The 24,355-nt window shown below is 66.7% G+C and carries 25 protein-coding genes and 1 other RNA gene; 13 read left to right on the forward strand and 13 right to left on the reverse strand.

Features of this window, described 5'->3' with window-relative positions; all coding sequences use genetic code 11:
* The first annotated feature begins 54 nt into the window (after positions 1 to 54).
* From RMR04_RS09085 to RMR04_RS09095, 3 genes are all read left to right on the forward strand, one after another.
* Positions 55 to 213, forward strand: coding sequence for a hypothetical protein (locus tag RMR04_RS09085; protein ID WP_311914263.1), 159 nt, complete (start codon positions 55 to 57; stop codon positions 211 to 213).
* A 34-nt stretch (positions 214 to 247) separates the two neighbouring features.
* The gene (locus RMR04_RS09090; protein WP_311914264.1) at positions 248 to 1,687 is read left to right on the forward strand and encodes an FAD-binding oxidoreductase; all 1,440 of its coding nucleotides are present in this window, start codon (positions 248 to 250) and stop codon (positions 1,685 to 1,687) included.
* 152 nt (positions 1,688 to 1,839) lie between these two features.
* Positions 1,840 to 5,439: an AsmA family protein gene (locus tag RMR04_RS09095; RefSeq protein ID WP_311914266.1), complete on the forward strand. Its 3,600-nt coding sequence runs from the start codon at positions 1,840 to 1,842 to the stop codon at positions 5,437 to 5,439.
* Between the two features lie 107 nt (positions 5,440 to 5,546).
* Here the strand turns inward: RMR04_RS09095 and RMR04_RS09100 are convergent, their stop codons facing one another.
* The 7 genes from RMR04_RS09100 to RMR04_RS09130 all read right to left on the reverse strand — a co-directional run bounded on the left by RMR04_RS09100 (position 5,547) and on the right by RMR04_RS09130 (position 9,333).
* Positions 5,547 to 5,771, reverse strand: coding sequence for a ribbon-helix-helix domain-containing protein (locus RMR04_RS09100; RefSeq protein ID WP_311914267.1), 225 nt, complete (start codon positions 5,769 to 5,771; stop codon positions 5,547 to 5,549).
* Positions 5,768 to 5,959: a DUF4169 family protein gene (locus RMR04_RS09105; protein ID WP_311914268.1), complete on the reverse strand. Its 192-nt coding sequence runs from the start codon at positions 5,957 to 5,959 to the stop codon at positions 5,768 to 5,770. The genes RMR04_RS09100 and RMR04_RS09105 overlap by 4 nt, the downstream gene beginning before the upstream one ends.
* A gap of 14 nt (positions 5,960 to 5,973) precedes the next feature.
* Complete coding sequence (gene fumC / locus RMR04_RS09110) at positions 5,974 to 7,368, reverse strand: class II fumarate hydratase (protein WP_311914269.1); 1,395 nt, start codon at positions 7,366 to 7,368, stop codon at positions 5,974 to 5,976.
* Positions 7,369 to 7,412: 44 nt separating this feature from the next.
* Entirely contained in the window at positions 7,413 to 8,054 is a 642-nt protein-coding gene (locus tag RMR04_RS09115; protein WP_311914270.1) for an SspB family protein, read from the reverse strand.
* A gap of 64 nt (positions 8,055 to 8,118) precedes the next feature.
* Positions 8,119 to 8,530: a transfer-messenger RNA gene (gene ssrA, locus RMR04_RS09120) on the reverse strand.
* 41 nt (positions 8,531 to 8,571) lie between these two features.
* Complete coding sequence (locus RMR04_RS09125; RefSeq protein WP_311914271.1) at positions 8,572 to 8,847, reverse strand: hypothetical protein; 276 nt, start codon at positions 8,845 to 8,847, stop codon at positions 8,572 to 8,574.
* 174 nt (positions 8,848 to 9,021) lie between these two features.
* Positions 9,022 to 9,333 carry a PepSY domain-containing protein gene (locus RMR04_RS09130; RefSeq protein WP_311914272.1) on the reverse strand — a complete coding sequence of 104 codons (312 nt, stop codon included), beginning with the start codon at positions 9,331 to 9,333 and terminating at the stop codon, positions 9,022 to 9,024.
* 219 nt (positions 9,334 to 9,552) lie between these two features.
* Here RMR04_RS09130 and RMR04_RS09135 point away from each other — a divergent pair, with 219 nt between their 5' ends.
* Positions 9,553 to 10,362 (forward strand): thymidylate synthase, encoded by an 810-nt coding sequence (locus tag RMR04_RS09135; RefSeq protein ID WP_311914273.1) that lies wholly within the window; start codon positions 9,553 to 9,555, stop codon positions 10,360 to 10,362.
* A 14-nt stretch (positions 10,363 to 10,376) separates the two neighbouring features.
* Here the strand turns inward: RMR04_RS09135 and RMR04_RS09140 are convergent, their stop codons facing one another.
* From RMR04_RS09140 to RMR04_RS09160, 5 genes are all read right to left on the reverse strand, one after another.
* Positions 10,377 to 10,772: a carboxymuconolactone decarboxylase family protein gene (locus tag RMR04_RS09140; protein ID WP_311914274.1), complete on the reverse strand. Its 396-nt coding sequence runs from the start codon at positions 10,770 to 10,772 to the stop codon at positions 10,377 to 10,379.
* A gap of 130 nt (positions 10,773 to 10,902) precedes the next feature.
* Positions 10,903 to 11,619, reverse strand: coding sequence for an aspartate/glutamate racemase family protein (locus RMR04_RS09145; protein ID WP_311914275.1), 717 nt, complete (start codon positions 11,617 to 11,619; stop codon positions 10,903 to 10,905).
* A 42-nt stretch (positions 11,620 to 11,661) separates the two neighbouring features.
* Positions 11,662 to 13,455 carry an ABC transporter permease subunit gene (locus RMR04_RS09150; protein ID WP_311914276.1) on the reverse strand — a complete coding sequence of 598 codons (1,794 nt, stop codon included), beginning with the start codon at positions 13,453 to 13,455 and terminating at the stop codon, positions 11,662 to 11,664.
* Positions 13,452 to 14,579 (reverse strand): ABC transporter ATP-binding protein, encoded by a 1,128-nt coding sequence (locus RMR04_RS09155; protein ID WP_311914277.1) that lies wholly within the window; start codon positions 14,577 to 14,579, stop codon positions 13,452 to 13,454. Before RMR04_RS09155 ends, RMR04_RS09150 begins: the two co-directional genes overlap by 4 nt.
* Before the next feature lie 20 nt (positions 14,580 to 14,599).
* The gene (locus RMR04_RS09160; protein WP_311914278.1) at positions 14,600 to 15,676 is read right to left on the reverse strand and encodes an ABC transporter substrate-binding protein; all 1,077 of its coding nucleotides are present in this window, start codon (positions 15,674 to 15,676) and stop codon (positions 14,600 to 14,602) included.
* Positions 15,677 to 15,928: 252 nt separating this feature from the next.
* Here RMR04_RS09160 and RMR04_RS09165 point away from each other — a divergent pair, with 252 nt between their 5' ends.
* The 8 genes from RMR04_RS09165 to RMR04_RS09200 all read left to right on the forward strand — a co-directional run bounded on the left by RMR04_RS09165 (position 15,929) and on the right by RMR04_RS09200 (position 22,413).
* Positions 15,929 to 16,660, forward strand: a complete 732-nt coding sequence (locus RMR04_RS09165) for a GntR family transcriptional regulator (RefSeq protein WP_311914279.1) — start codon at positions 15,929 to 15,931, stop codon at positions 16,658 to 16,660.
* 35 nt (positions 16,661 to 16,695) lie between these two features.
* On the forward strand, positions 16,696 to 17,046 hold the full coding sequence (locus RMR04_RS09170) for a RidA family protein (RefSeq protein WP_311914280.1): 351 nt from the start codon (positions 16,696 to 16,698) through the stop codon (positions 17,044 to 17,046).
* Positions 17,047 to 17,188: 142 nt separating this feature from the next.
* Entirely contained in the window at positions 17,189 to 17,671 is a 483-nt protein-coding gene (locus RMR04_RS09175; protein WP_311914281.1) for a GNAT family N-acetyltransferase, read from the forward strand.
* 4 nt (positions 17,672 to 17,675) lie between these two features.
* Complete coding sequence (locus RMR04_RS09180; protein ID WP_311914282.1) at positions 17,676 to 18,191, forward strand: dihydrofolate reductase; 516 nt, start codon at positions 17,676 to 17,678, stop codon at positions 18,189 to 18,191.
* A 151-nt stretch (positions 18,192 to 18,342) separates the two neighbouring features.
* A complete protein-coding gene (gene hflK / locus RMR04_RS09185; RefSeq protein ID WP_311914283.1) occupies positions 18,343 to 19,521 on the forward strand; it encodes an FtsH protease activity modulator HflK in 1,179 nt (392 codons plus the stop codon).
* Positions 19,518 to 20,441, forward strand: coding sequence for a protease modulator HflC (locus RMR04_RS09190; RefSeq protein WP_311914284.1), 924 nt, complete (start codon positions 19,518 to 19,520; stop codon positions 20,439 to 20,441). Before hflK ends, RMR04_RS09190 begins: the two co-directional genes overlap by 4 nt.
* A 20-nt stretch (positions 20,442 to 20,461) precedes the next feature.
* Positions 20,462 to 20,653 carry a DUF2065 domain-containing protein gene (locus RMR04_RS09195; RefSeq protein ID WP_069692451.1) on the forward strand — a complete coding sequence of 64 codons (192 nt, stop codon included), beginning with the start codon at positions 20,462 to 20,464 and terminating at the stop codon, positions 20,651 to 20,653.
* A 239-nt stretch (positions 20,654 to 20,892) separates the two neighbouring features.
* Complete coding sequence (locus RMR04_RS09200; protein ID WP_311914286.1) at positions 20,893 to 22,413, forward strand: Do family serine endopeptidase; 1,521 nt, start codon at positions 20,893 to 20,895, stop codon at positions 22,411 to 22,413.
* 115 nt (positions 22,414 to 22,528) lie between these two features.
* Here RMR04_RS09200 and serB read toward each other — a convergent pair whose 3' ends face one another.
* Positions 22,529 to 23,413: a phosphoserine phosphatase SerB gene (serB, locus tag RMR04_RS09205; RefSeq protein ID WP_311914287.1), complete on the reverse strand. Its 885-nt coding sequence runs from the start codon at positions 23,411 to 23,413 to the stop codon at positions 22,529 to 22,531.
* On the opposite strand from serB, the gene miaA reads away from it, so the two are divergent.
* Positions 23,384 to 24,352, forward strand: a complete 969-nt coding sequence (miaA, locus tag RMR04_RS09210; RefSeq protein WP_311914289.1) for a tRNA (adenosine(37)-N6)-dimethylallyltransferase MiaA — start codon at positions 23,384 to 23,386, stop codon at positions 24,350 to 24,352. The genes serB and miaA overlap by 30 nt on opposite strands.
* Positions 24,353 to 24,355 lie beyond the last annotated feature (3 nt).

Raw genomic sequence — 24,355 nt, forward strand, 5'->3', positions numbered from 1 at the left:
CGCCCTCCCTACTCAACGCCACACCGACGGGGGCAGTCCGTCCGCGACACGTAGATGATGATCAATCCGCAACCGCGTCATTGCGGCTGCCTATTCCGTGTCGGCATGGTCTACTATGCACCAATCCTGTTTGCCGTCAGCCCGGCGGTGGGGCAAGAGAGCCTGCTTCGCCATGCTGGTGTCGAGATCGTGACCATCTGCGAAACCGAATAGTTCCAAGTCTAAGCGCTAGAACCGGATGTTGACAATGAGCTTGCCCGCCGCCGCCCTTCATGACACCCCCGCTTCAGCCGCAACGCTGCCGCCTTCGCCCGAGGCCGTCGCGGCCGTGACGCGCGCTCTGGCGGCCTCTTTCGGCAACCGGCTCGTCACCAGCCTGGCGGTGCGCCAGCAGCATGGTCACACGCTGACCTGGATCCCGAACCAGCCGCCCGATGCCGTCGTGTTCCCGCAGAGCACGCAGGAGGTGGCCGAGATCGTCAAGCTCTGCGGCACCCATGGCGTGCCCGTCATCGCGTTTGGCACCGGCACTTCGCTGGAAGGCCATGTCAACGCGCCCTTTGGCGGCGTCTGCATCGATATGAGCCAGATGAAGCGGATCATCGCGGTGCATGGCGAGGATCTCGACTGCGTGGTCGAGGCCGGCGTCACCCGCAAGGAATTGAACGAGAACCTGCGCGATCAGGGCCTGTTCTTCCCGATCGATCCGGGCGCCGACGCCTCGATCGGCGGCATGGCGGCGACGCGCGCCTCGGGCACCAACGCCGTGCGTTATGGCACGATGAAGGACAATGTCCTGGCGCTGACCGCAGTGATGGCCGACGGCTCGATCGTGAAGACCTCGACGCGGGCGCGGAAGACCTCGGCCGGCTATGACCTCACCCGCCTGCTCGTCGGCTCGGAAGGCACGCTCGGCATCATCACCGAGGTCACGCTGAAGCTGCACGGCATTCCCGAGGCGATCTCGGCCGGCGTGTGCCCGTTTCCCTCGGTCAAGGCGGCTTGCGATGCGACCATCGTCACGATCCAGTCCGGCCTACCGGTGGCGCGCATCGAATTGCTCGACGATGTGATGATCCGCGGCGTCAACCTGCACTCCAAGCTCGGCCTGCCCGAGACCACCATGCTCTTCGTCGAGTTCCACGGCTCGGAAGCCGGCGTGAAGGAGCAGGCGGAGCGTTTCGGCGAGATCGCGGCCGAATATGGCGGCGGGCCGTTCGACTGGGCGACCAAGGCCGAGGACCGCTCGAAACTCTGGCAGGCGCGGCACGATGCCTATTGGGCGGCCAAGGCGCTGCGGCCGGGCTTCGATTCCGTTGCCACCGATGTCTGCGTGCCGATCTCGCGGCTGGCTGAATGCGTCGAGGAGACGAAGCGCGACATCGATGCCATGGGCCTGATCGCGCCGATCGCCGGCCATGTCGGCGACGGCAATTTCCACACCCAGCCGATCGTTGATCTGAACGATCCCGACGAGGTCGCCCGCAGCCAGGGCTTCATCGACCGCCTGGTCAAGCGTGCGCTCGCCATGGGCGGCACCTGCACCGGCGAGCATGGCGTCGGCCAGAAGAAAATCAAATATCTTGAGGCCGAGCATGGCGCGCCGGCGCTCGCGGTGATGCGGACGCTGAAGCGCTCGCTCGACCCGCAGAACATCCTCAATCCGGGCAAGATCATCGCGCTGTGAGGCGCCGTGACCGTGCGGGGCTGCTTCCCGGGAGCGAAATGTCGTGATCTTGCCGCGACGCGGCGGCATGATCACCAAATCAGGCATGCCCAAATCTGGCATGTCGAAGCCTGAAATGCCTGGACCGGAAACGACGAGGACACAGCCCGCCGTTGCGTGAGACTCTGACAGTCCTGGCCGGCCTGCTCGTGCTGGCGCTGCTTGCCGCCTTGATCGGACCGGGCTTCGTCGACTGGCGAGGCTACCGGCCGCAGATCGAGGCGCGGCTCAGCTCTGTGCTCGGCGTCGAGACGCGTATCGCCGGCGGCATCGGCTTGCGCCTGTTGCCGTCGCCGCGCCTGACCCTGAGCGATGTCCGGGTCGGCGGTGCACCCGAGGCGTCGAGCTCGGTCGCCGTCGAGCAGTTGACCGTCGAGCTGGCGCTGTCGGCCTTGGCGCGCGGCGATTTCCGCTTCGCCGACGCGCAGGTCGAAGGCGCGACGCTCTCCATCGTCGTTGACGAGGCGGGAGCTATCCGGCTCCCGGCAAGCGTTGGCGGTGGCCTGCCGGCGCATACCAGCCTCGACAAGCTCAGCATCCGGCGCTCGGCGCTGATCTGGCGCGATGCCGGCAAGGCGCCGGTGACGCTGATGCCTGTCGCGGCCGAAGTCTCCGCCGTCAGTCTCGCCGGGCCCTGGCGGATCGAGGGTGAAGTCGCGGGTTCGTCGCTGCGTATCACCACCGGCGCGATCGAGCCCGATGGCCGCTTGCGCGCCAAGGCTTCGATCACGGGCGACGCCATCCAGGTCGGCTTCGATGGCAATTTCCTGCTCCCCACGGTTCAGGACGGCATCAGCGCCGGGCTGGAGGGAGCCTTCACGCTGTCGCCTGGCGGCGCGATCAACCTGGCAGGACGCGTCAGCGGCGGCAGCAAGCAGCTCGACCTCGCCGGCCTCGTGCTCGACATCGGCGGCGGCGCGGCGCGGCTTGAAGGCGAGGGCCAGTTCTTGCCGGCGGGCGGGACGGGTTCGCTAGCGCTCAGGGCGCGCCGGCTCGATCTCGATGCGCTGGCGAAGGCGCTCTCCGAGCGCGCCGGTTTCGAGCACTCGCTCCACGCATTGCCCGGCCCGTTCGACATCAGCCTTGACCTCGACCAGTTGATCTGGCGTGGCGAGGATTTCTCGGCTTTCGGGTTGCGTGGGCGGCTCGACGAAGGCGGCTTGAGCAGCGCGGCGGCTTCCGTACGTGTCGCGGGCGCGCTGGTCGGGGCGACCGGGGCCGCTGATGCCAAGGGTGTTGCCGGCCGTCTCAACCTCAAGGCCGAGGATTCCCGCCGTGTTGCGCTCGTGCTCGCACGGGCCGGACTCGACCCGGCTTTGGCCGACCTCGTCGCGGGGCTGGGCCAGATCGACGCCGAGGCGGTGGGCGCCTGGGATGGCGGGCGGGTCGCCTTCGAACGCCTGCTGGTGACGGGCTCGTCGGGCCTCAGGCTGGAGGGCTCCGGCGATATCGTCGCCGAGCGCCTGGCGGCGAAGCTTGCGCTCAATGGTTTCGACCTCAACATGCTGCCTCCGGCCGAGAGTTTGGCGGGGCTCGTCGGCGGGCGCGATCTCGCGCTCGATCTCGCCTTGACCAATGCCCGCTTCCGCAATGCGCCTGCGGGCTCGGCCAGCCTCGACCTGCGTCGCGAGGGCGCGGTCTGGCGGCTCAGCCGGCTTGCGATCGAAGGCTTCGGCGGCGTCGCGGTCTCGGGCTCGGGCGCGTTGCTCGCCGAGGGCGGCGAGATAACCGGCCGCATCCGCGCCCCGCGCTTCGAGACATTGGCCGCGCTAGCCGGTCCGTTGCTGCCCGAGGTGGTCCGGCAGGCGCTGGCGCGCGCGGGCGACGGGCTCTCCCGGTTGGATGCGGGTTTTCGCCTGACACGCTCGGCTGGAGGCGAGACCGGGATCGCGGCCGAGGGTACGGCGCAGGCCGGCGCGCTTGCGCTCGACGGCCGGCTCGACCCTTCCGGCGCATGGCGCAATGCCGGCTTGCGCTTCGACATGACCGACCGGCGCCAGGTCTTCGCGGCGCTGGGTCTGCCCGCGCCGCAGCTCGGCGGTCCCGGCCGTTTCACCCTGGAGCAGCAGCCCGGCCGCTTGATCGGTTCGCTCGCGGGACCCGGCCTTTCGCTGGTGCTGGAGGGCGAGGGGGGCAATGCTGCGCGGTTGAGCCTGCAGGCGGACCGCCCCGGTCAGATCCTGCCCGAAGGGCCGGCGCGATTGATGCCGGACGGGCTGTTCGATGCGAGCGGCCGCGTCGGCTTCACCTCTGATGGCGTCGCGCTCGACGGTCTCGTCGCCAATCTCGGCGGCGTCAGCGCGAAGGGGGCTGTCGTTCTGGCGCGCGATGGCGGGTTGTCGGGCCGGCTGTCGCTGCCGGGCCTGGATCTGCGCGCCCTGCTCGGCGGTGCGCTGGGCGCAAGTCCGGCGGCGCCGGGGTCGACCTGGTCGACCACCCGTTTTGGACCCGTCATTGGGCTCGGCGATCTCAAGCTCGCGATCGAGGCCGCCTCGCTCATCGCAAGCGATGGCGTCATGCTGCGCGACGCCCGCTTCACGCTCCAGGCCGACCGCGACGGGGCGAGCATCGAGAATCTGACGGGAGCCTATGGCGGCGGGACCCTATCGGGTCGCGTCGCGTTGCGTCGCGATGGCGGGCTGGCGCAGCTTTCGGGCCGTATCGGGCTTACGCAGCTCGACCTCGCTGCGCTGACGAATGGTGCGCTTGGAGGCAAGCTGTCCGGCCAGGTCGAGGCCGGCGGCTCCGGCGAAAGCCCGGCGCGGTTGATCGCCGGGCTCGGCGGAGCCGGCTCTGTGACGCTGACCGGCGCCAGCCTGTCGCGCTTCGACCCGGCAGCCTATTCGCGCGTCATTGCCGGAACGGGCGAGGACGCCTCCGAGAGCGAGACAGCGCGATTGCAGGGCCGTCTCGGCGAGGCGCTCGACAGTGGCGCCTGGGCACTCGGGGACGTGACCTTGCCCTTCACGCTGGCTGGCGGTCTCGCGCGGCTGCAGCCCTTCAGCTTCGAGCGCAGCGGTTTGCGCGCGGAGACGACCGGCCTCATCGACCTGCGCGCCCTGACCGCCGATCTGCGCTTGGGCCTGCGGCCGCTTGGAGGCCTGCCGAAGGGTTGGCCGACCGATGCGCCGCAGATCGGCGTCGCCTGGCGTGGGCCGCTCTCGGCGCCGCAGCGCGAGACCGATGTCGGGGCGCTGTCCAATGCGGTTGCCGCCCGTGCCCTGGCGCGCGAGATCGAGCGCGTCGAGGCCTTCGAGGCTGATGCGCGCGAGCGGGCGGCGAATTCGCGGCGGCTCCGGGCCGAGCGCGAGATGCGCGAGAACGAGCGCAAGCTCGCCGAGTTCATCAAGGCCGAGGAAGAGCGCAGGCTCGCCGAGGAAAAGCGTGCGGAGGAGGCAAAGCGCTTGGAGGAGCTGCGTCGCATCGCCGAGGAGAAGAAGGCCGAGGACGCCAGGCGGGCCGAACAGGCCCGGCAGGAGCAGGAGGGGCGTGGCCGGTCCGAGGCCGAGGAGCGCGCCCGTGCCGCGGCGGCTCGCGGGGCGTCGCAACCGCAACAGCCCGGCCCGCTGGTGCTGCCCAGTGCGCCGCGCGCGAATTTTCCGGAGCCCGATCTTCAGCCGGCGAAGCCGGGCGGCTCGGTGCCGCCTCTGCCGCCTCCGATGGCGATTGAATCCGTGCCGCGGCCGCTTTCGCGCAGCGTCCAGCCAAACTGATTCAAGTTCTTCGCAGCAAGTTCTTGGCAAAGTGATTCAAGTTGCTGACGACTTGATTCAATACGGCGCTGCAAGCCGTTAGGATCGCACCATTTTTGTCGCGGCGCTTATGCCCCTGCGGTGAGCCGGCGGTAATGCGCGAGCACATGCAGGCGCAGCGCCGAGGACAGGTTGTTGCCCTCGCGCCGGGAATCGATCTCGGCGATCAGCGCTGCCATCGTGCACCCTTCGGTTGCCGCGATCTCCTTCAGGGCTGTCCAGAACGGATCCTCAAGCGAGACGCTCGTACGGTGGCCCGCGATGGAGAGCGAGTGCTTGCGCTCGCGGCTCATCGTTTTGGGGCGTCGCCGTCGAGCCGGTGGCCGTCGAGTTCCCGGGCGGCCTTGTCGCGCTCGGCCTCGCTCAGGCTGCGTTCGGCCTTGCTGCGGCCGAAGGCGATGCGGTTCTGCTGCGCCTGGTCTTCGGCATCCTGCCGGGCGCGCTGCTTGCGGGCGCGGCGGAGATTGATGATCTCGGCCATGGCGCGCTCTGCGCTCAGGCGGGCCCGAGCATCAGCTCGGGCTTGACCGTTGCGTCGAACAACTCGCCCGGTACGCCGGCGCGCAAGGCCTCCTCGCGCAGGGTCGTGCCGTTGTGATGGGCGGCCTTGGCGATGCCGGCTGCCTGGTCGTAGCCGATGGCGGGCGCCAGCGCCGTGACCAGCATCAGCGAGCGCGAGAGCAACTCCGTCAGGCGATCCTCATTGGCGACGATGCCTTCGACGCAATGGGCCTGGAAACTCGCGGCCGCGTCAGCCAGCAGCCGGACCGATTGCAGGAAGGCGCTGGCGATCACCGGCTTGAACACGTTCAGCTCGAAATGGCCCTGGCTCGCGGCGAAGCCGATCGTCGCCTGATTGCCATGGACTTGGGTCGCGACCATGGTCAGTGCCTCGGCCTGGGTCGGGTTGACCTTGCCGGGCATGATCGAGGAGCCGGGCTCGTTCTCCGGCAGGCTGATCTCGCCAAGACCCGAGCGTGGGCCGGAGCCCATCAGGCGGATGTCGTTGCCGATCTTGAACAGGTCCGACGCCAGTGCCGCGAGCGCACCATGCGCCGCGGTCAGCGCGCCATGGCTCGCCAGGGCCTCGAACTTGTTGTCGGCCGTGCGGAAAGGTAGGCCGGTCAAGGCGGTGACTTCCTTGGCGAAGAGCACGGCGAAATCGCGATGGGTGTTGAGGCCGGTGCCGACCGCCGTGCCGCCCTGCGCCAGCGCGTAGAGGCCACCGAGCGAGGCCTCGATGCGGCCGATGCCGAGATGGATCTGCGCGGCGTAGCCGGAGAATTCCTGGCCGAGCGTAACCGGCGTCGCATCCTGGAGATGGGTGCGGCCGATCTTGATCAGGTCCTTGAAGGCCTCGGCCTTGGCCTGCAGCGCCTTCTCAAGGTTGCGCAGCGCCGGCAGCAGCAGCCGGGAGAGTTCGAGCGCGGCAGCGATATGCATCGCGGTGGGGAAGCAGTCGTTCGATGACTGGCCGCGATTGACGTGGTCATTGGGGTGGACAGGGCTCTTCGCGCCGAGGCCGACGCCGAGGATCTCGTTGGCGCGGTTCGCCAGCACCTCGTTGACGTTCATATTGGTCTGCGTGCCCGAGCCCGTCTGCCAGACGACCAGCGGAAAATGCCCGTCGAACTTGCCGCTGAGCGCCTCATCGGCCGCCTGGCCGATCGCGCCCGCGACACGCTGCTCGACCAGGCCGAGGCGCGCATTGACATGGGCGGCGGCCTTCTTGACCAGCACGAGTGCGTGGATGAGCGGCAGGGGCATGCGCTCGCGCTCGCCGCCGATGCGGAAATTCTCGAGCGAGCGCTGCGTCTGAGCGCCCCAGTAACGATCGGCAGGCACGGCGATCGGCCCGAAGGAATCGGTTTCGGTGCGGGTCTCGGACATGGGGGCGCCGTCAGGTTCTCGGGTGGGTCAGGTCGTCTTGTGCGTCAGGTCTTCTTGCGGAAGGAATCGAGGCTGACGACCTGCGCGCTGCCGGCCTCTTCACCCTCATCCGCCTCGGCCTTCTTAGCGCTTGCCTTGCCGGAGATCTTGGCTGCCGGTTCGGCATCCCGCTCCGCGGGCTTGAGCTTGAGAGCAGGGACGCCGGCGGGCGTCACCTTGGCGGGCAGGGCGATGGGAGCGGGCGGGGAGACGCTCGGCTCGGAGCCGGCGCCGCGCGGCGCCTTGCCTGGACCTGGCGCGTCGTCCTCGACAGCTGCGCCTTCGACGGCGTCCTGCGCCTCGAATTTCAGGCCGAACTGCACGGAAGGGTCGAAGAATGTCGTGATCGCGTCGAAGGGAACCAGCAGGCGCTCGGGCACGCCGGAGAAAGACAGCCCGACCTCGAAGGAATGTTCGCTGACGTTCAGATCCCAGAACTGGTGCTGGAGGACGATCGTCATCTCTTCCGGGTGCTTGTCGCGCAGGCGCTGCGACAGCCGCACACCGGGCGCGGTGGAACGGAAGGTGACGTAGAAATGATGGTCGCCGGGCAGGCCGTCGCGGCCGGCCTCGGTCAGAATCTTGCGCACGACGCCCTTGAGTGCCTCCTGCACCATGAGATCGTAGCGAAGAATATCCTTTGCCATCGTGTCGAGAATCCGTTTCCGCTTCGCGCTTCCGGCGGGAACAGCCGGCAGGCCTGCATAAAAAAGTGGAGGCTTCTGTTGCCAGGCGCCTCCGGGCCCCGCCTTACGTCGCTAAACGGAAGGACTTAGGTTTGGGAACCAGCACCGCTTACGCGGCGACAGCGACCCGAGCATTGTTGTCATTGGCAACTATGCGTTAGCCCTATAACGGCGGAACCATACCGAGCAAAAGAACGGCCTTTACACCCTCGTCGATCCTATTTCGCCCCCGCCGCAACCCTGCCACTGAGTGGCCTGGCGAGCCCGCGGTCCAAGATCCCGCAGGCCGCCCCAAAGCTTGCGCCGCAGGGCTGTGGTGGAGGCGCCGGGTACCGCCCCCGGGTCCGAAAAGCTTATTACGACGTCCGTTTATCGCCATAGCCGGTCTTGCGAACGGCAAGGCGAATATAGGGGCTGCGGACGTGCGGGGAAAGAGAGGAACGTGAGCCATGCCGGCTTAATTTCCCAGGCCTTCGTTTCAGTCGAGAATCCGGCCGTCATAAGCGCTGATATCGAGCACCGTTTCATTCCCGTCACGGTCGCGCCCGGCGATTTCCCAGCGACTGCCGGAACGAGCGATCTCCTCGACATGGGTGATGCCGAAACGCCAGGCGATCTGGCGCGCGCCATGCTCGGAGAGCAGCGCCGGCTTGCCGGGAGGGGGATGATTCGATGTCATGGACAGCGCCGGCCCCGCGATCGTCATCACGGCGCTCAATAGCGCCAATCCGGTCATCCGGCCGCGAAAATTCATCATATGCCTCCAACACAGGCCTCCAGCGACGCCTCATCGATCGAGGCGGATAAATCCCTGGAATTGTGGCCGGCCTGAAGGCGGTTGGGGCGTTCATGGTTCACGTCATTTCCCGATCTCGTGAGCGGGAACGTCGCGCCGAGGCCCTGCCGCTCCGCGTGGAAGCCTTGCCGCTCAAGGCGGCGCGGCGGCGGAGAGCGGGTCGTCACGCTCGATCTTGACGACTTTGCCGTCACTGGCGCGCAGGTCGATCTCGATGTCGGCGCCGAGATTGTCGCTGCCATTGAGCTGCCAGAGGCAGTCCTCGAGCTCGATCTCCTCGATTCGCACCATGCCGTTGTCGATGGCGATGCGACGGGCCTCGTTCATCGAGATACCCGGCTCGCCTGGTTGATTCGGGGCAGCCGGCTGAGCGGCGGCGCTGCCCGCTTGCAATATCAGCGAGCCTGCGAGCGCCCAGGCGGACGCAGCGCGATAAAGCGGCATTGCTTTCTCCCTAATGCTGTTTTGCCGGAGAGAAACACGGCTTCATGGCTTTGTTCCGGCATAGCGATGGCGAAGCCGGTGCGCCGGAAGGGCGAGTTGGGGAGCCAGGCAGGCGGGCATGGCGAGCAGGCATGGCGAGAATGCATGGGATAGCTTGCGACGACAGGGCGGCGCGCCCGAAGCAAAGCCGCTAAACTGTCTCGCCTCACGAGATTCGCCATGCGCCAATATCACGATCTCCTCAATCGCGTCCTGACCGAAGGCGTCCGCAAGGACGACCGCACGGGAACCGGCACCATCGCGGTGTTCGGCCATCAGATGCGCTTCGATCTCGCGGAGGGCTTTCCGCTCGTCACGACCAAGAAGCTGCATCTGAAATCGATCATCCACGAATTGATCTGGTTCCTGCGCGGCGACACCAATGTGCGCTACCTGCAGGAAAACGGCGTCACGATCTGGGACGAATGGGCGGACGAAAACGGCGATCTCGGCCCCGTCTATGGCCGGCAATGGCGCTCATGGCCCGCGCCCGACGGCACGACGATCGACCAGATCGCCTGGCTGGTCAGCGAGATCCGGCGCAACCCGGATTCGCGCCGGCTGATCATCTCGGCCTGGAATCCGGCCGATATCCCGAAGATGGCGCTGGCGCCCTGCCACTGCCTGTTCCAGTTCTTCGTCCAGCCTTCGACGGACGGGCCCGGCAAGCTCTCCTGCCAGCTCTACCAGCGCTCGGCCGATGTCCTGCTCGGCGTGCCCTTCAACATCGCGAGTTACGCGTTGCTGACGCATATGGTGGCGCAGGTGACGGGGCTGGCGGTGGGCGACTTCGTCCATTCCTTCGGCGATACCCATCTTTATGTGAACCATGTCGACCAGGCCCGGCTGCAATTGACGCGAGAGCTGCGCCCCCTGCCGAAGCTGACGCTCAATCCGGATGTGAAGCGGCTGGAGGATTTCTCCTTCGCGGACGTGCTGATCGAAGGCTACGATCCGCACCCGGCGATCAAGGCGCCGATTGCGGTCTAGAGGGTACCCCGCCGTCAGCGATCGAAGGCGGCGTCGATGGGGACGCGATAGCCATTGACGAGGCGGTTGGTCTCGTTGGCCATGCCCACGACCGCCATGAGCTCGCCAAACATGGCCTCGCTCATGCCGGCCTTGGCTGCCGCCGCCGAGTGGCTGGCGATGCAATAGCCGCAGCTGTTGGTCACGCTGACGGCGAGATAGACCATCTCCTTGACCAGCGGGTCGAGGGCGCCGGGCGCCATGACCTCCTTGACGCTCTCCCAGGTCCGGCGCAGCGAGACGGGGTCGCGTGCGAGATATTTCCAGAAATTGTTGACGTCCTTGAGGTTTCGCGAGGTCATGATGTCGTCGAACACGGCGCGCACCTCCGGCGAGGCATCGGCGTATTCGATCGGTGTCGGCTTGGCCATGGTGGTTTCCTCCAGATGGCGATCTGTTCGTCGGAGCCGGTGGCGTCGCCAATCGCGACCGGCTTGAGCTGGCGCCGCCGGCAGCCCGGTCATTCGTGGCCTGCCTTGCGTCGCGCGATGATTTTCGAGCTCAGTCCTGCACGAAGCGCTGTGGCTTCAGCGCGGCGTGGAAGCAATTGACCATGGTCACGGCGTCGAACACCGGCACGCGGAAGCGCTGCGCGATATCGGCGCTGAACGGCGTCAGATTGGTGCATTCGGAAACGATCGCGCCGATGTCGGGATGCCGGGCCATCAGCGTGCCGGCCGTCGCCAGCACCTCCTCGCGCAAGATCTCGAAGGGCACGCTGTCGTCGCCGTCGCGGATCGAGCGGACGAACTCCGAGGTCGGGGGCATGCCGACGACCGGCGTGTCGGCGGCGACGCCCGCGGCTTCGAGATAGCGGCCCGTCAGGGCATCGCCATTATAGGTCAGGATGCCGACCTTCTTGTTGCTGGGGATGATGCGCTCGACCATCGGCACCTGCAGCAATGCGCTCGTCGCCACCGGCACCGAGCAGAAATCGGCGAGCTCGCGCTGATAGATCGACAGGAAGCCGCAGGTCGTGGTGATGCCGTCGACGCCGGCCTCGATCAGCTCCTGGGCGGCGGCCTTGAACGGCTCGAGCAGGCTGACATTGTGCATCTCCGTCATCCGTGAGGGCACGGCATCGGCGACGATGCGGTACTGCACCGGGAACGACCAGGTCCCGGCATGGCCGATATCGCCATGGAACCGGCGGAAATGGCTCTTCACCATCAGGATGCCGAGGGTGACGCCGTAATAGGTCTTCTTCATGGGCTGCATGGGCGATGTCCTGGGATAGGCGAGGGGGCGAGAGCACCCCGCTCATGGGCTGCGCCGGCGTAGATATTCGCCGGCGAAGAGAAGCAGCGTCATCACGACCAGCAGGATCGTGGCGACGGCTGCCAGCGTCGGATTGATCTGGAGCAGCATGTCGCTCCACATCTGGCGCGGCAGCGTCGAGACCGCGCCGCCGGTCACGAACAGGGCGATGGTGAGTTCGTCGAAGGATGTGATGAAGGCGAACAGGAAGGCGGCGATCAGACCCGGCCTGATCTGCGGCAGGGTGATGCGCCAGAGCGTGCGCAGCGGGCTCGCGCCCAGCGTTGAGGCAGCCTGGTCGTAGCGTTGGTCATAGGTGCTGAGCACCGCCATCACCGTGATGACGACATAGGGCACCGCCAGGACGGCATGGCCGATGACGAGGCCGGTGATCGTCCCGACCAGTTCAAGCCGCGAGTAGAGGTAGAACAGTGCCACCGCGATGACGACGCGCGGCACGATCAGCGGCGACAGGACCAGAGCCAGAACAGCCGTCTTACCCGGGATCCGCCGCCGCGTCAGGGCGAAGGCCGCCATGGTCCCGATCAGCAGCGCCACCAGCCCCGACATCGTGGCGATGGCGAAGGAGTTGTAGGTCGCGCTGATCCAGTCCGGCGAGGAGAGATAGGTCTGATACCAGCGCAGCGAGAAGCCGCGCGGCGGAAACTCGACGGCGGCGCCTGCGGTGAAGGAGGCGGGGATGACGAACAGCGCCGGCAGGATCAGGAAGCCGATGACGAGACCGAAGGCGAGCCGCAACGCAGCCTTGCCGAGCACGCCTTGTGCGCTCTCCGGAATGGTCCGCTCCCAGCGCTCGGCGACCGCCGCGCAGAGATTGCCGAGGGCACTGAGGATGGCGCCGCCCAGGCGCGCACCGACGCGCCCCAGCATGGAGGGGCGCGAGCGGCCCACCGATGCCGATGCACCAGCCAGCGTCGCCATGCCGACGACGCGGTCATAGAGCGCGAAGACCAGCAGCGCCGCCGCCAGCAGGAAGACGGCAAGTGCGCCGGCAAAGCCCCAGTTCAGCAGTTCCTGGACCTGCGTGATGATGACCTGCGTGATCATCGTCTCCCGGGCGCCGCCAAGCAGCGCGGGCGTGATGAAGAAGCCGAGCGAGGTGATGAACACCATGATGCAGGCGGCGCTGACGCCGGGCATGGATTGCGGGACATAGATTCGCCAGAAGGTCTGGCCGCGGCGGGCGCCGAGCGTGTCGGCAGCCCGCGTCAGATTGGGGTCGATCGTCTGCATCACCGGCAGCATGGTCATGATTGCCAGCGGGATCATGACATGGCTCATGCCGATCAGCGTCCCGGTCAGGTTGTAGATCAGCGCGACCGGAGCATCGGTGATGCCCAGGGAGATCAGCATGCGGTTAATCGCGCCATTGCGCCCGAGCAGGATCATCCAGGCGAAGGTCCGCACCAGGAAGCTCGTCCAGAACGGCACGAGCACCCAGATCATCAGGCTGTTGCGTCGCTTGGCCGAGGCGGTGGCGAGGAGATAGGCGACGGGATATGCGCCCAGGATCGAGACCAGCGTGGTCCAGAACGCGATCTTGAAGGTGATCGCCAGCACATTGGCGTAGATCGGGTCGGAGACGATGCGCAGATAGTTCTGGGCCGTCATCTCGCCTGCCGACGTGCGGACCGAAAGGGTCAGCAATTGCAGCACCGGGTAGACGAAGAAGGCGCCCAGGAACAGGGCGATCGGCAGCAGTGGCCAGAGCGCGAACAGCGGCGATAGCGGCTGGGAGAGCGCGGCCGGGCGCAGTGTCGTCGCTTCGCCGGTCACGGCGTGGCCGCCGGTAGCAGGACCGTATCCTCGCCGCTCCAACTGACGAAGACCTCCTCGCCCTGATTGGGCACGCCGTTGGCGGTGGTCAGCTGCTTGGCGACGAGCGTTTCGCCCTGGTCGGTGCGGACATGGATCTTGGTGACGCCACCGGCGAAGACGACATCCTGCAGCCGGCCGCGCAGCGTATTGCCCGGCGGGCCCGCATCGCGCGTCACGCGCAGGCTCTCGGGCCGCACCATCCAGCTCAGGCGCTCCTCGGCCTTGAAGCGCGCATCCGGCCGCGCCTCGAAGGTCGCGCCGGCCCGGACGCTGATCACGGCCTTCTCGCCCATCGTCCGGACGACGCCGTCGAGGATATTGGATTCGCCGAGGAAGCTTGCCGCGAAGATGCTCCGGGGCCGGAAATAGAGATCATCGGGCGTACCGACCTGCTCGATGCGGGCATTGTTCATCAGGCAGATCCTGTCCGACATCGCCAACGCCTCCTCCTGGTCGTGGGTGACATAGAGGACGGTGATGCCGATCTCGGTGTGGAGGCGCTTGATTTCCATCTGCATGTGGTCGCGCAGATTCTTGTCGAGCGCGCCCAGCGGCTCGTCCATCAGCACGATCGACGGGCTGTAGACGATGCAGCGAGCCAGCGCGATGCGCTGCTGCTGCCCGCCCGAGAGCTCGCGCGGGAACCGGTCGGCGACCTGGGGCAGCTTGACGATGTCCAGAACGCGGCGCACCTCGTGCTCCACCTCCACTGCGGGCAGGCGGCGCATATGCAGTGGGAAGGCGATGTTCTCGAACACCGTCAGATGCGGAAACAGCGCATAGTTCTGGAACACCATGCCGATGCCCCGCTTGAACGGCGGCAGCCGGGTGGAGCAATGGCCGTCGATCCAGACCTCGCCGGTGGTCGGGCTGATGAGCCCGGCCACGATCGAGAGCAGTGTCGTCTTGCCCGAGCCGGATGGCCCCAGCAGGGTCAGGAACTCGCCCTCGGCCATATCGAGGTCGGTGCTGTCGAGTGCAGCGACATCGCCGTAGCGCTTCGACACGTCCACGATGCTCAGCTTCTTCAGCGACTTGTTCTCGGGCGACGTGTAGTTCTCGGGCGATTTGCCGGTGGCCATGGCGTGTCGATCCGCAGCCGTCAGCGCAGCAGCCAGGCGTTGAAGCGGTCGAACATCTTGTCCTTGTTGGCGCCCCACCAGTCGTCGTTGATCTGGGCCATGCCCTTGAAGTTCTCGGGTGCGGTCGGCAGGAATTTCGCCCGCTCCGGCGCGATCTTGTCGAAGGCCGCAGGGTTGGTCGGGCCATAGGCGAGGGCGTTGGTGTAGGCGGCCTGCCGCGCGCCATTGGCGCAGTATTTGATGAAGCGCTTGGCGAGCGCGGCGCGCGGCGAGCCTTTCGGGATCGCCCAGCCTTCGAGCCCATAGAGCGCCTGGTTCCAGATCAGCTGGACCGGCGCGCCGCTGTCGATCGCGGCCTGAATGCGCGCATTGCTGCTGTAGAGCATGTCGACCTCGCCGCTCTGCAGCAACTGGGTCGTCTGGCCGAAGCTCGCCCACCAGACGCTGACATGGGGCTTGATCTCGTCGAGTTTCCTGAAGGCGCGGTCGACATCGAGCGGGTAGAGCCTGTCGAGCGGAACGCCATCGGCCAGCAGCGCGCCTTCCAGGACGATGATCGGGCTCTTGGGCAGCGAACGGCGGCCGGGGAATTTCTTCACGTCGAAGAAATCCGCCCAGCTGTTGGGCGCGGTCTTCATCGTGTCCGTGCGATAGGCGAGCAGGCTGGCGAAGACGTTGGTGCCCATCCAGTCGGGCTGGCGCGCGGCCGGGATAAGCGCATCCATCTCCGGCCCGCTCCAGTCCAGCGGCTCGAGCAGTCCCTGGTCGGAGAGCAGCTTGCGCGACGAAAGCGTCACCGACACCACGTCCCAGACATAGGATTTCGCCTCGACAATCGCCTTGATCTGGCTGGTCGGTTCCGCCTCACGGGCGACATTGACGATCTCGATGCCGGTCTCGGCCTGGAAGGGTTTGTAGAAGGCGGCGCCGAAGCCCGATTGATAGATGCCGCCCGGGTCGGCGACGGTGATCTTCTCGGCGGCGAGCGCCGATGACACCGAGCCCATCGTCGCAGCAGCCCCGGCCAGCGCAGCGGTGGCGAGAAAGTCCCGGCGCGTCGCTTTCGGGGGCACGTCTCGATCATCTGTCGTCGTCATGGCGCATCTCTCCCCTTCGATCGTCACTCAAGGCTGTGTGAAACGAGGCTGTCGGCGATAGCGTCCGCAAGCTGGCGATCGGCTCGGCACGATCTCTGCCGACACCGCTTGGCAAGCGGCGCGGCGTTGTGGGGACGACAATCATTCTCGCGGATAGTCATTTTCCATATTGTCGACAATACGCAGGCGCGATAGCCTTGCAAGCGTAAATAAGCGGCTGCCAGGTAGGCGCTTGCTGGAAACGAGACCTTCATGAGCTTGACCCGCGTTCCGGATGGCCAGAGCCCCGTCTCCGACGAAGCCGTGCCGAGGCTGTCGCTGACTGTGGCGGCCCAGCCTCTGACGCAGCAGATCGCGAACCATATCCGCGATCAGATCATTCATGACGGCCTGAAGCCCGGTGAACGCATCCGCGAGCAGCCGATCTCCGAGCAACTGCGAGTCTCGCGCACGCCGATCCGCGAGGCGCTTCAGATCCTCGCGACGGAACGGCTCGTCGATATCCTGCCCAATCGGGGAGCAGTCGTGGCCAATCCCGGCGTCGAGGATCTGCGCGGCATGCTGAAGGTCTACAGCATGCTCGACGGGCTCGGCGGCGAACTCGCCTGCCTCAGCGCCCAGCCGGCGCAGGTGGCTGAGGTCAAGCTGCAATACGAGCTGTTGCAGGTGGCGTTCGAGGCCAAGGACCGCTCCGCCTATTTCCAGGCAAACCAGGCCTTCCATCTCGGTATCGTCGCCGGCTCGGGGAATCCGACGTTGGTCGAGATCCACGGCCAATTGAACCTCAGGCTCTATCGCACCCGCTATCTCGCGGTCATGCAGATCAAGGACTGGACCTCGGCGGCCTACCAGCACGCCGACATCCTGAAGGCCTTCCTCGATCGCGACGGACCGCTGCTCAACCGGCTGCTCCAGGCCCATCTGGGCTTCGCCTGGCGCCAGGCGGAAGGCGTCGTCGAGACGCCGGCCCTCGCGAGCGCCTGAACGGCTGCATCTCTCACCAGCAACAAGGACAGGACATGAACGATATCCAGCGTATCGGCGCGAATAGCCGCCGTAGCCGCGCGGTGGTGCATGGTGGCGTCATCTACCTGACCGGCCAGGTCTGCGACGACAAGCGGGGCGACATCGCCCAGCAGACGCAAGAGGCTTTCGCCAAGATCGATGCCGCGCTTGCCGAAGTCGGAAGTGGCCGGAGCAAGGTCCTCTCAGCCACGATCTGGCTGAGAACCATGGACGATTACGACGGCATGAATGCGGTGTGGGACGCCTGGATCGACCGAGACAACGCGCCGGCGCGCAGCTGCGGCACCGTCGGCATGGCCGATCCGGACTTTCGCGTCGAGATCATCGTGACCGCTGCCGCCTGAGTGCGGCCTTCTGCATGTCACGTCGGTTCTGCCGGCTGGCGCTTTTCCGGGTTATGCGCGAGACAAATCGTGGCGTGTCGGCTTGCCGATTCTCCTTCATGTTTCCATGAGCGCGGCGGTCGTCGTCGCAGGGCCTCTCGCCATGAGCTTGACCATCCGCCCCGCCCGTCCAGACGAGGCTGGCCTCGTCCTCGGTTTCATCAGGGAACTGGCCGAATACGAGAAGCTGCTGCATGAGGTCGCGGCGACGGAGGCTGACATCGCCTTGGCGCTGTTTGGCCCGAACCCGCGCACATTCTGCGACATCGCGGAGTGGGAGGGCGAGCCGGTCGGCTTCGCGGTCTGGTTCTACACCTATTCCACCTTCTCGGGCCGGCACGGCATCTGGCTGGAGGATCTCTATGTGCGGCCCGGTCAGCGCGGGCGCGGCATCGGCAAGGGGCTGATCGCGAACCTTGCCAGGCGCTGCGTCGAGGAGGGACTGCCGCGCCTGGCCTGGTGGGTGCTGAACTGGAACGAGCCGTCGCGGGTGTTCTATCGCTCGATCGGAGCCGCCGCGCAGGACGAGTGGACGGTGAAGCGGCTCGAAGGCGAGGCTTTGGCGCGGTTGGGGCAGGGGAACTGAGACGATGGCAGCGCTTCCCCTCGTCATTGTCGCAGCCATCGCTGACAACAATGTCATCGGCGACGACAACAAGCTGATCTGGCGATTGAAGACCGATATGCGGCGGTTCCGCCGCCTGACGACGGGTTGCCCTATCATCATGGGGCGCAAGACCTATCTCTCGATCGGCAAGCCGCTGCCGGGACGCGAGACGATCGTGCTGACGCGCGATGCGCATTTCAGCGCAGAGGGCGTGCATGTCGCGCATTCACTTGAAGGAGCGCTCGAGCTCGCCCAGAGCCTGGGCGGCGCGATGGGCGCGCATTCGGTCATCATCGGCGGCGGCACGGAGATCTATGGCCAGGCCCTGCCTTTCGTCGACCGGCTCGAACTGACCTTCGTGCATGCGGCGCCGCAGGGCGATGCGGTTTTCCCGGACTGGAATCGCGCCGCCTTCGAAGGTGTCGCACGCGAAGAGCACCCCCACGGTCCCGATGATGAGCACGCCTTCACCTTCGCGACGTTTCGTCGCCGGCCATGAGCCGGCTTTCCGTTGACGATGAATGGCTTGCGCCGTTGACGAATCCATGTCCCATGCCCAAGTCAGCGCCACGGCCCCGCAAGGGCGCTGACAAATGGCCGGCATTCGCCTATTGCACGGCCTGACACGAGCGTAAGGGAACGGCGCAAGTATGCCTTGGAGCAACCAGAGCGGCGGTAGTGGGAGCGGTGGCGGCGGGGGTGGACCCTGGGGCAATCGCGGTGGAAGCGGCGGCGGTGGCGGCCCTTGGGGCGGCGGCTCGAATGGCGGCGGCAGCGGTGGCGGTTCGCCGCCCGATCTGGAAGAGATCCTGCGGCGCAGCCAGGACCGGCTCAAGAATTTGCTTCCGGGCGGCAATGTCGGCGGGCGCGGCCTGATTCTCGGCGTGCTCGTCCTGGTGCTGGTCTGGCTCGCGACCGGTGTTTATTTCGTGCGCCCCAACGAGGTCGGCCTCAACACCGTCTTCGGCAAATATATCGGCAAGACCGGCGAAGGCGCCAACTGGAACTGGCCCTATCCGATCGGCGGCGTGATCAAGCCCCAGGTGACCAATGTCGTCACCACCGAGGTCGGCTTCCGCACGGTCGAATCGGTGCGCACCTCGCGGCAAACCGACGTGATCGAAGAGAGCCTGATGCTGACCGGCGACGAGAACATCGTTGACGTCGACGTCATCGTGCAGTGGCAGATCGACCCCGTCGCGCCCGAGAACTACGTCTTCAATATCCAGGATCCGCCGGGCACGGTGAAGGCCGTTGCCGAGAGCGCGATGCGCGAAGTCGTCGGCCGCCGCAACATCCAGCCGGTGCTGACCACCGATCGCGGCGCGATCGAGACCGAGGTGCGCCATTTGATGCAGGAGACGTTGGACACCTACAAGGCCGGCGTCCAGATCCGCCTCGTGCAGATGCAGAAGGTCGATCCGCCGCAGCAGGTCATCGATTCGTTCCGCGACGTCCAGGCGGCGCGCGCCGACCAGGAGCGCCTGCGCAACGAAGCGCAGACCTATGCCAACCGCGTCGTGCCGGAAGCGCGCGGCCGTTCGGCACAGCTCGTCCAGTCGGCCGAAGCCTATAAGGACCAGACGGTGGCCGAAGCGCTGGGTCAGGCGAGCCGTTTCAATGCGGTCTATGCGCAGTACAAGAATGCGCCGGCCGTGACCCGCGAGCGCCTCTTCATCGAGACGATGGAGCGCGTGCTTGGCGGCACCGATAAGGTGATCATCGACCAGAAGAATGGTAGCCAGGGCGTCGTGCCCTATCTGCCTCTCAACGAACTCCAGCAGCGGCGCACGGCGCCGGGCGCTCAGCAGGGAGGAGCGGTCCGATGAACGGTTCGATCCTGCGCCTTGGTGCGCTCATCCTCGTCGGCCTCGCCGCGGTCCTGCTCTATGCCGGCACCTTCGTCGTGCAGCAGACGCAATCGGCCATCGTGCTGCAGTTCGGGCGAGTGCGCACCATTGCGACCGCGCCCGGGCTCTACTTCAAGCTGCCGGCGCCGTTCGAGACGGTGACCTTCCTCGACAACCGCATCCTCGATCTGGACTTGCCGTCGCAGGAAATCATCGCCTCGGACCAGAAGCGGCTCGTCGTCGATGCCTTCACGCGCTACCGGATCTCCGACCCGCTGAAGTTCTATCAGGCGGTCAACAGCATCCCGCGCGCCAACTCGCAGCTTGCCTCGATCGTCAACGGCAATGTCCGCAGCGTGTTAGCTGAGGCGAGCTTTACCGCCATGGTCCGTACCGACCGTTCGCGCTTGATGAGCCGTATTCGTGACGATGTGAACCGTGAGGCGGCGCGCTTCGGCATGACCGTCGTCGATGTGCGCCTGCGCCGCGTCGATCTGCCGGCTGCCAACTCGCAAGCCGTGTTCCAGCGCATGCAGACGGAACGTCAGCGCGAGGCGGCCGAAGCCCGTGCGCTCGGTGCCCAGCAGGCGCAGGAGATCAGGGCGCGTGCCGACAGGGATTCGACCGTGATCGTCGCCGAGGCACAGCGCCGTTCGGACGAAGTTCGCGGCGAGGGTGAAGGCGAGCGCAACCGCGTCTTCGCCGAAGCCTTCGGCAAGGATCCGGAGTTCTTCGCGTTCTATCGTTCGATGCAGGCCTATGAGGCCAGCATCAAGCCGGGCGATACGCGCATGGTGCTCTCGCCCGATACCCCGTTCTTCCGCTTCTTCAATGGGCCGCAAGCCCAGCGGGATGCGGGCGCGACGACCACCGTGCCGGCCGCGCCGGCGCGGCCCTGATTCGAACCCGGGCGCCGCGTATGTGGGATTTCATCGCGGCGCTCGGCCTGGTTTTCGCCATCGAGGGCATCCTGTTCGCGGCGGTGCCGAACCTCGCCAAGGATGCTTTGCGCAGCGCAGCCGAGACGCCGGTCGACCGTATGCGGTTGATCGGAATCGGCTCCGCCGTGCTCGGTGTCGTCTTGGTCTGGCTGGTGCGCGGCGGCGTTTAGGTAAGATCTGCTTGCAAGCGGCGGGCGGACCGTCGTTTCAGCATCGGATTGGTGCCCTCGCGTCTGCCGGCCTCTCGCAAGGCTCCTGCGTGGGGCGGGCTTGGCCGTGCGGGATGCCCGATGACGCGATCGTGCACCGCGATTCACGCTGCATCGCGCTTCCGCCGTATTTTCAGGTTCATTACTTCAGCCTATTCTGGCAGGCTGATTGCCTGCCCATTCTTCTCATGAGGACCCTGATGGCATTCAAACAGTCTCCTCTTCGGCTCGCCCGGATTGCACTGGTCTGCAGCACGGCTCTGCTGCCGCTGGGCGCCGTCTCGGCTCCCGCGCAGGCGAATTCGCCGGTGCTGGCCGGCCAGGTTTCGCTGGCCGATCTCGTCGACAAGGTCATGCCCGCGGTGGTCAACATCTCGGCGGTGACGACGGGAGATGCCAAGGGCCGCACCCTGCCGCAACTGCCGCAGCTCGGCCCCGACACGCCCTTCGGCGACCTGTTCGAGGAATTCTTCAACCGGCGCGGCCAAGGTCGCGACGGCCAGAACCAGCAGGGCGAGCGCCAGGCGCCGCAGCCGCGCCGCTCGCAATCGGCGGGCTCGGGCTTCGTGATCGACGCGTCGGGCATCGTCGTGACGAACAACCACGTCATCGGTGACGCCAACGAGATCACGGTGATCTTCCCCAACGGCCTGCGCCTCAAGGCCGAGGTCATCGGCAAGGACGCCAAGGTCGATCTCGCGGTGCTGCGGGTGAAGCACGACAAGCCGCTGCCTGCGGTCAAGTTCGGCGATTCCGATGCGATGCGCATCGGCGATCCGGTGATGGCGATCGGCAATCCGTTCGCGCTGGGCGGTTCGGTTTCGTCGGGTATCATCTCGGCACGCAACCGCGACATCAGCCAGGGACCCTACGACACCTATATCCAGACCGACGCTGCCATCAACAAGGGCAATTCTGGCGGGCCGCTGTTCAACATGGCGGGCGAGGTCATCGGCATCAACACGGCGATCCTGTCGCCGACGGGCGGTTCGGTCGGCATCGGCTTTGCCGTGCCGTCCTCGCTCGCGGCCAATGTCGTCGAGCAATTGCGCGAGTTCGGCGAGACACGCCGCGGCTGGCTCGGCGTGCGCATCCAGAGCGTTGACGATGCCACCGCCGAGGCGCTCGGCCTTGGTACGGCGCGTGGCGCGCTGATCGCCGGCATCGACGACAAGGGACCGGCCAAGCCCGCGGGCCTCGAGATCGGCGACGTGGTCGTCAAGTTCGACGGCAAGGAGGTCAAGGATTCGCGCGACCTGCCGCGCATCGTCGCCGCGACGCCTGTGGGCAAGGATGTGCCTGTCAGCATCGTGCGCAAGGGCAAGGAAGAGGTGAAGACGGTCAAGCTTGGCCGCCTCGAGGATGGCGAGAAGGTCCAGCCCGCCTCGGCACGCACGCCGGCGGAGCCTGCCAAGCCTGCCGTGACCAGCGCTCTCGGCCTCGAATTCTCGCCGCAGACCGAGGAGCTGAAGAAGCGCTACGCGATCAAGGACGGCACCAAGGGCGTCATCATCACCAAAGTCGACCCGAATTCGAACGCCGCGGATAAGCGCATCTCGGTTGGCGAACTGATCGTCGAGGTCGGCCAGGAGCCGGTGAACTCGCCTGAGGATGTGACCAAGCGTCTCGATGCCTTGAAGAAGGACGGCAAGAAGTCCGCCTTGCTGCTGGTCTCGAACGCGCAGGGCGAGGTCCGCTTCGTCGCGGTATCGATGAACTAACACTGGGCGTCATGGATTTGCGAAAGGGCGGCCGTCGAGGCCGCCCTTTTTCGTGTTGTCGCCTTGGAGGCTTTGTTCCGGAGCGTCGAGATTCCGGAGCTTCCAAGGTCAGGTGCTACCTGACGATCTCCGCGCCGGTATAGCCCTGGGCATAGAGCAGCGCCGTCAGATCGGCGTGGTCGAGCCGCGCATGAGCGGCGGCGGCGACCGCCGGCTTGGCGCGGAAGGCTGCGCCCAGGCCCGCTTCGCCCAGCATGGCGAGGTCATTGGCGCCGTCTCCGACGGCGAGCGTCTGTGCCGGGGCGAGGCCAAGACGCCCGCGTAATTCCAATAGCGCATCGAGCTTGGCCTGCTTGCCGAGGATCGGGTCGGCGACCTCGCCGGTCAGCACGCCCTCATGCGCGAGCAGGACATTGGAACGGTGCTCGTCGAAGCCGATCGTCGTGCTGATCGGCCCGGTGAAGACGGTGAAGCCACCCGAGACCAGCGCGGTATAGCCGCCATGGGCGCGCATGGTGCGCACGAGGGCCGAGCCGCCCGGCGTCAGTGTGATGCGGTCAGTGATGATCTCGCCGACGACCGAAAGCGGCACGCCCTTCAGCAGAGCGACGCGCTCGCGCAGGGCCGGCTCGAAGGCGATTTCGCCGCGCATGGCGCGCTCGGTGATGCCGGAGACCTTCTCCTTGAGGCCGACATAGGCGGCGAGCTCGTCGATGCACTCCTGGCCGATCATGGTCGAATCCATATCGGCGAGGAACAGCGCCTTGCGCCGCGTCGCTTCCGGCTGGACGACGATATCGATCGCGGCGCCCGCGAGCGCGAGGCGGATCTCGGCTTCCAGCTTGCGCGCGTCGTTCGCTTCCGCGAAGACGTCGGCGGCGATCTCACCGTCGAGGCCTGCGCTGCGCGTAAGGCCGGGGATGGTCGCCGACAAGTGGCTCAGCAAGCTGTCATCGACCAGCGCCTGGCCATGGGCGGAAACGAGCGTGGCGACGAGCATGAGGAAGGACCGGGCAGGGTGACGATCAGGGCGGTGCTCATCGCAGGTCCGACGGCCAGCGGCAAGTCCGCGCTGGCGATGGCGATTGCGCGGCGCTTTGGCGGCACCGTGGTCAATGCCGATTCCATGCAGGTCTATGCCGATCTCCGGGTCATCACGGCGCGCCCGACGCAAGCCGAGGAAGCCTCCGTGCCGCATCGGCTCTATGGCCATGTCGACGGTGCGGAGAACTATTCGGCGATGCGCTACGCCGCCGAGACCGGCGCGCTGCTGGCGGAGCTCCAGCAAGCTGGCTCGCTACCGGTGCTGGTCGGCGGAACCGGGCTCTATTTCAAGGCGCTGACCGAAGGGTTCTCGGCGATTCCGCCGGTGCCGGAGGCAGTGCGGGCAGCGTTCCGCGCCCGCGTCGAGGGGCTGGAGACGGCAGCCTTGCATGATGAACTGCGGGCGCGCGATAGCGCCATGGCGGAGCGGTTGCGGCCGAGCGACCGCATGCGAACCATGCGGGCGCTGGAGGTGTTGGAGGCGACGGGGCGTTCGCTGGCGAGTTTCCAGGGGGACCGCCGGCCGGGCCCGCTCGACGGCCTGCCGCTGCTGCGCTTCTTCGTGGCGCCGGAGCGCGAGGAGATCCGCGCGCGGATCGACCGACGCTTCGAGGCGATGATGGCGGAAGGTGCGCTGGACGAGGTCGCGCGGCTGCGCGAGCGCAGGCTCGACCCGCTGCTGCCGGTGATGCGCGCCCATGGCGTGCCGGGGCTGATCGCCCATCTCGACGGCGATCTCGCGCTGGCGGAGGCGGTTGCGCGTGGGCAGGCCGATACGCGCGCCTACGCCAAGCGGCAGGTCACCTGGTTTAGGCATCAGATGGCGGGATGGACGGCGGTCGCGCCCGCCGCTGCGCTGGAAGCCGCCTTGCAGGCGATCGAGGCTGCGTCCTGAGGG

The sequence above is a fragment of the Bosea sp. 685 genome (assembly GCF_031884435.1).
Classification (GTDB): Bacteria; Pseudomonadota; Alphaproteobacteria; order Rhizobiales; family Beijerinckiaceae; genus Allobosea.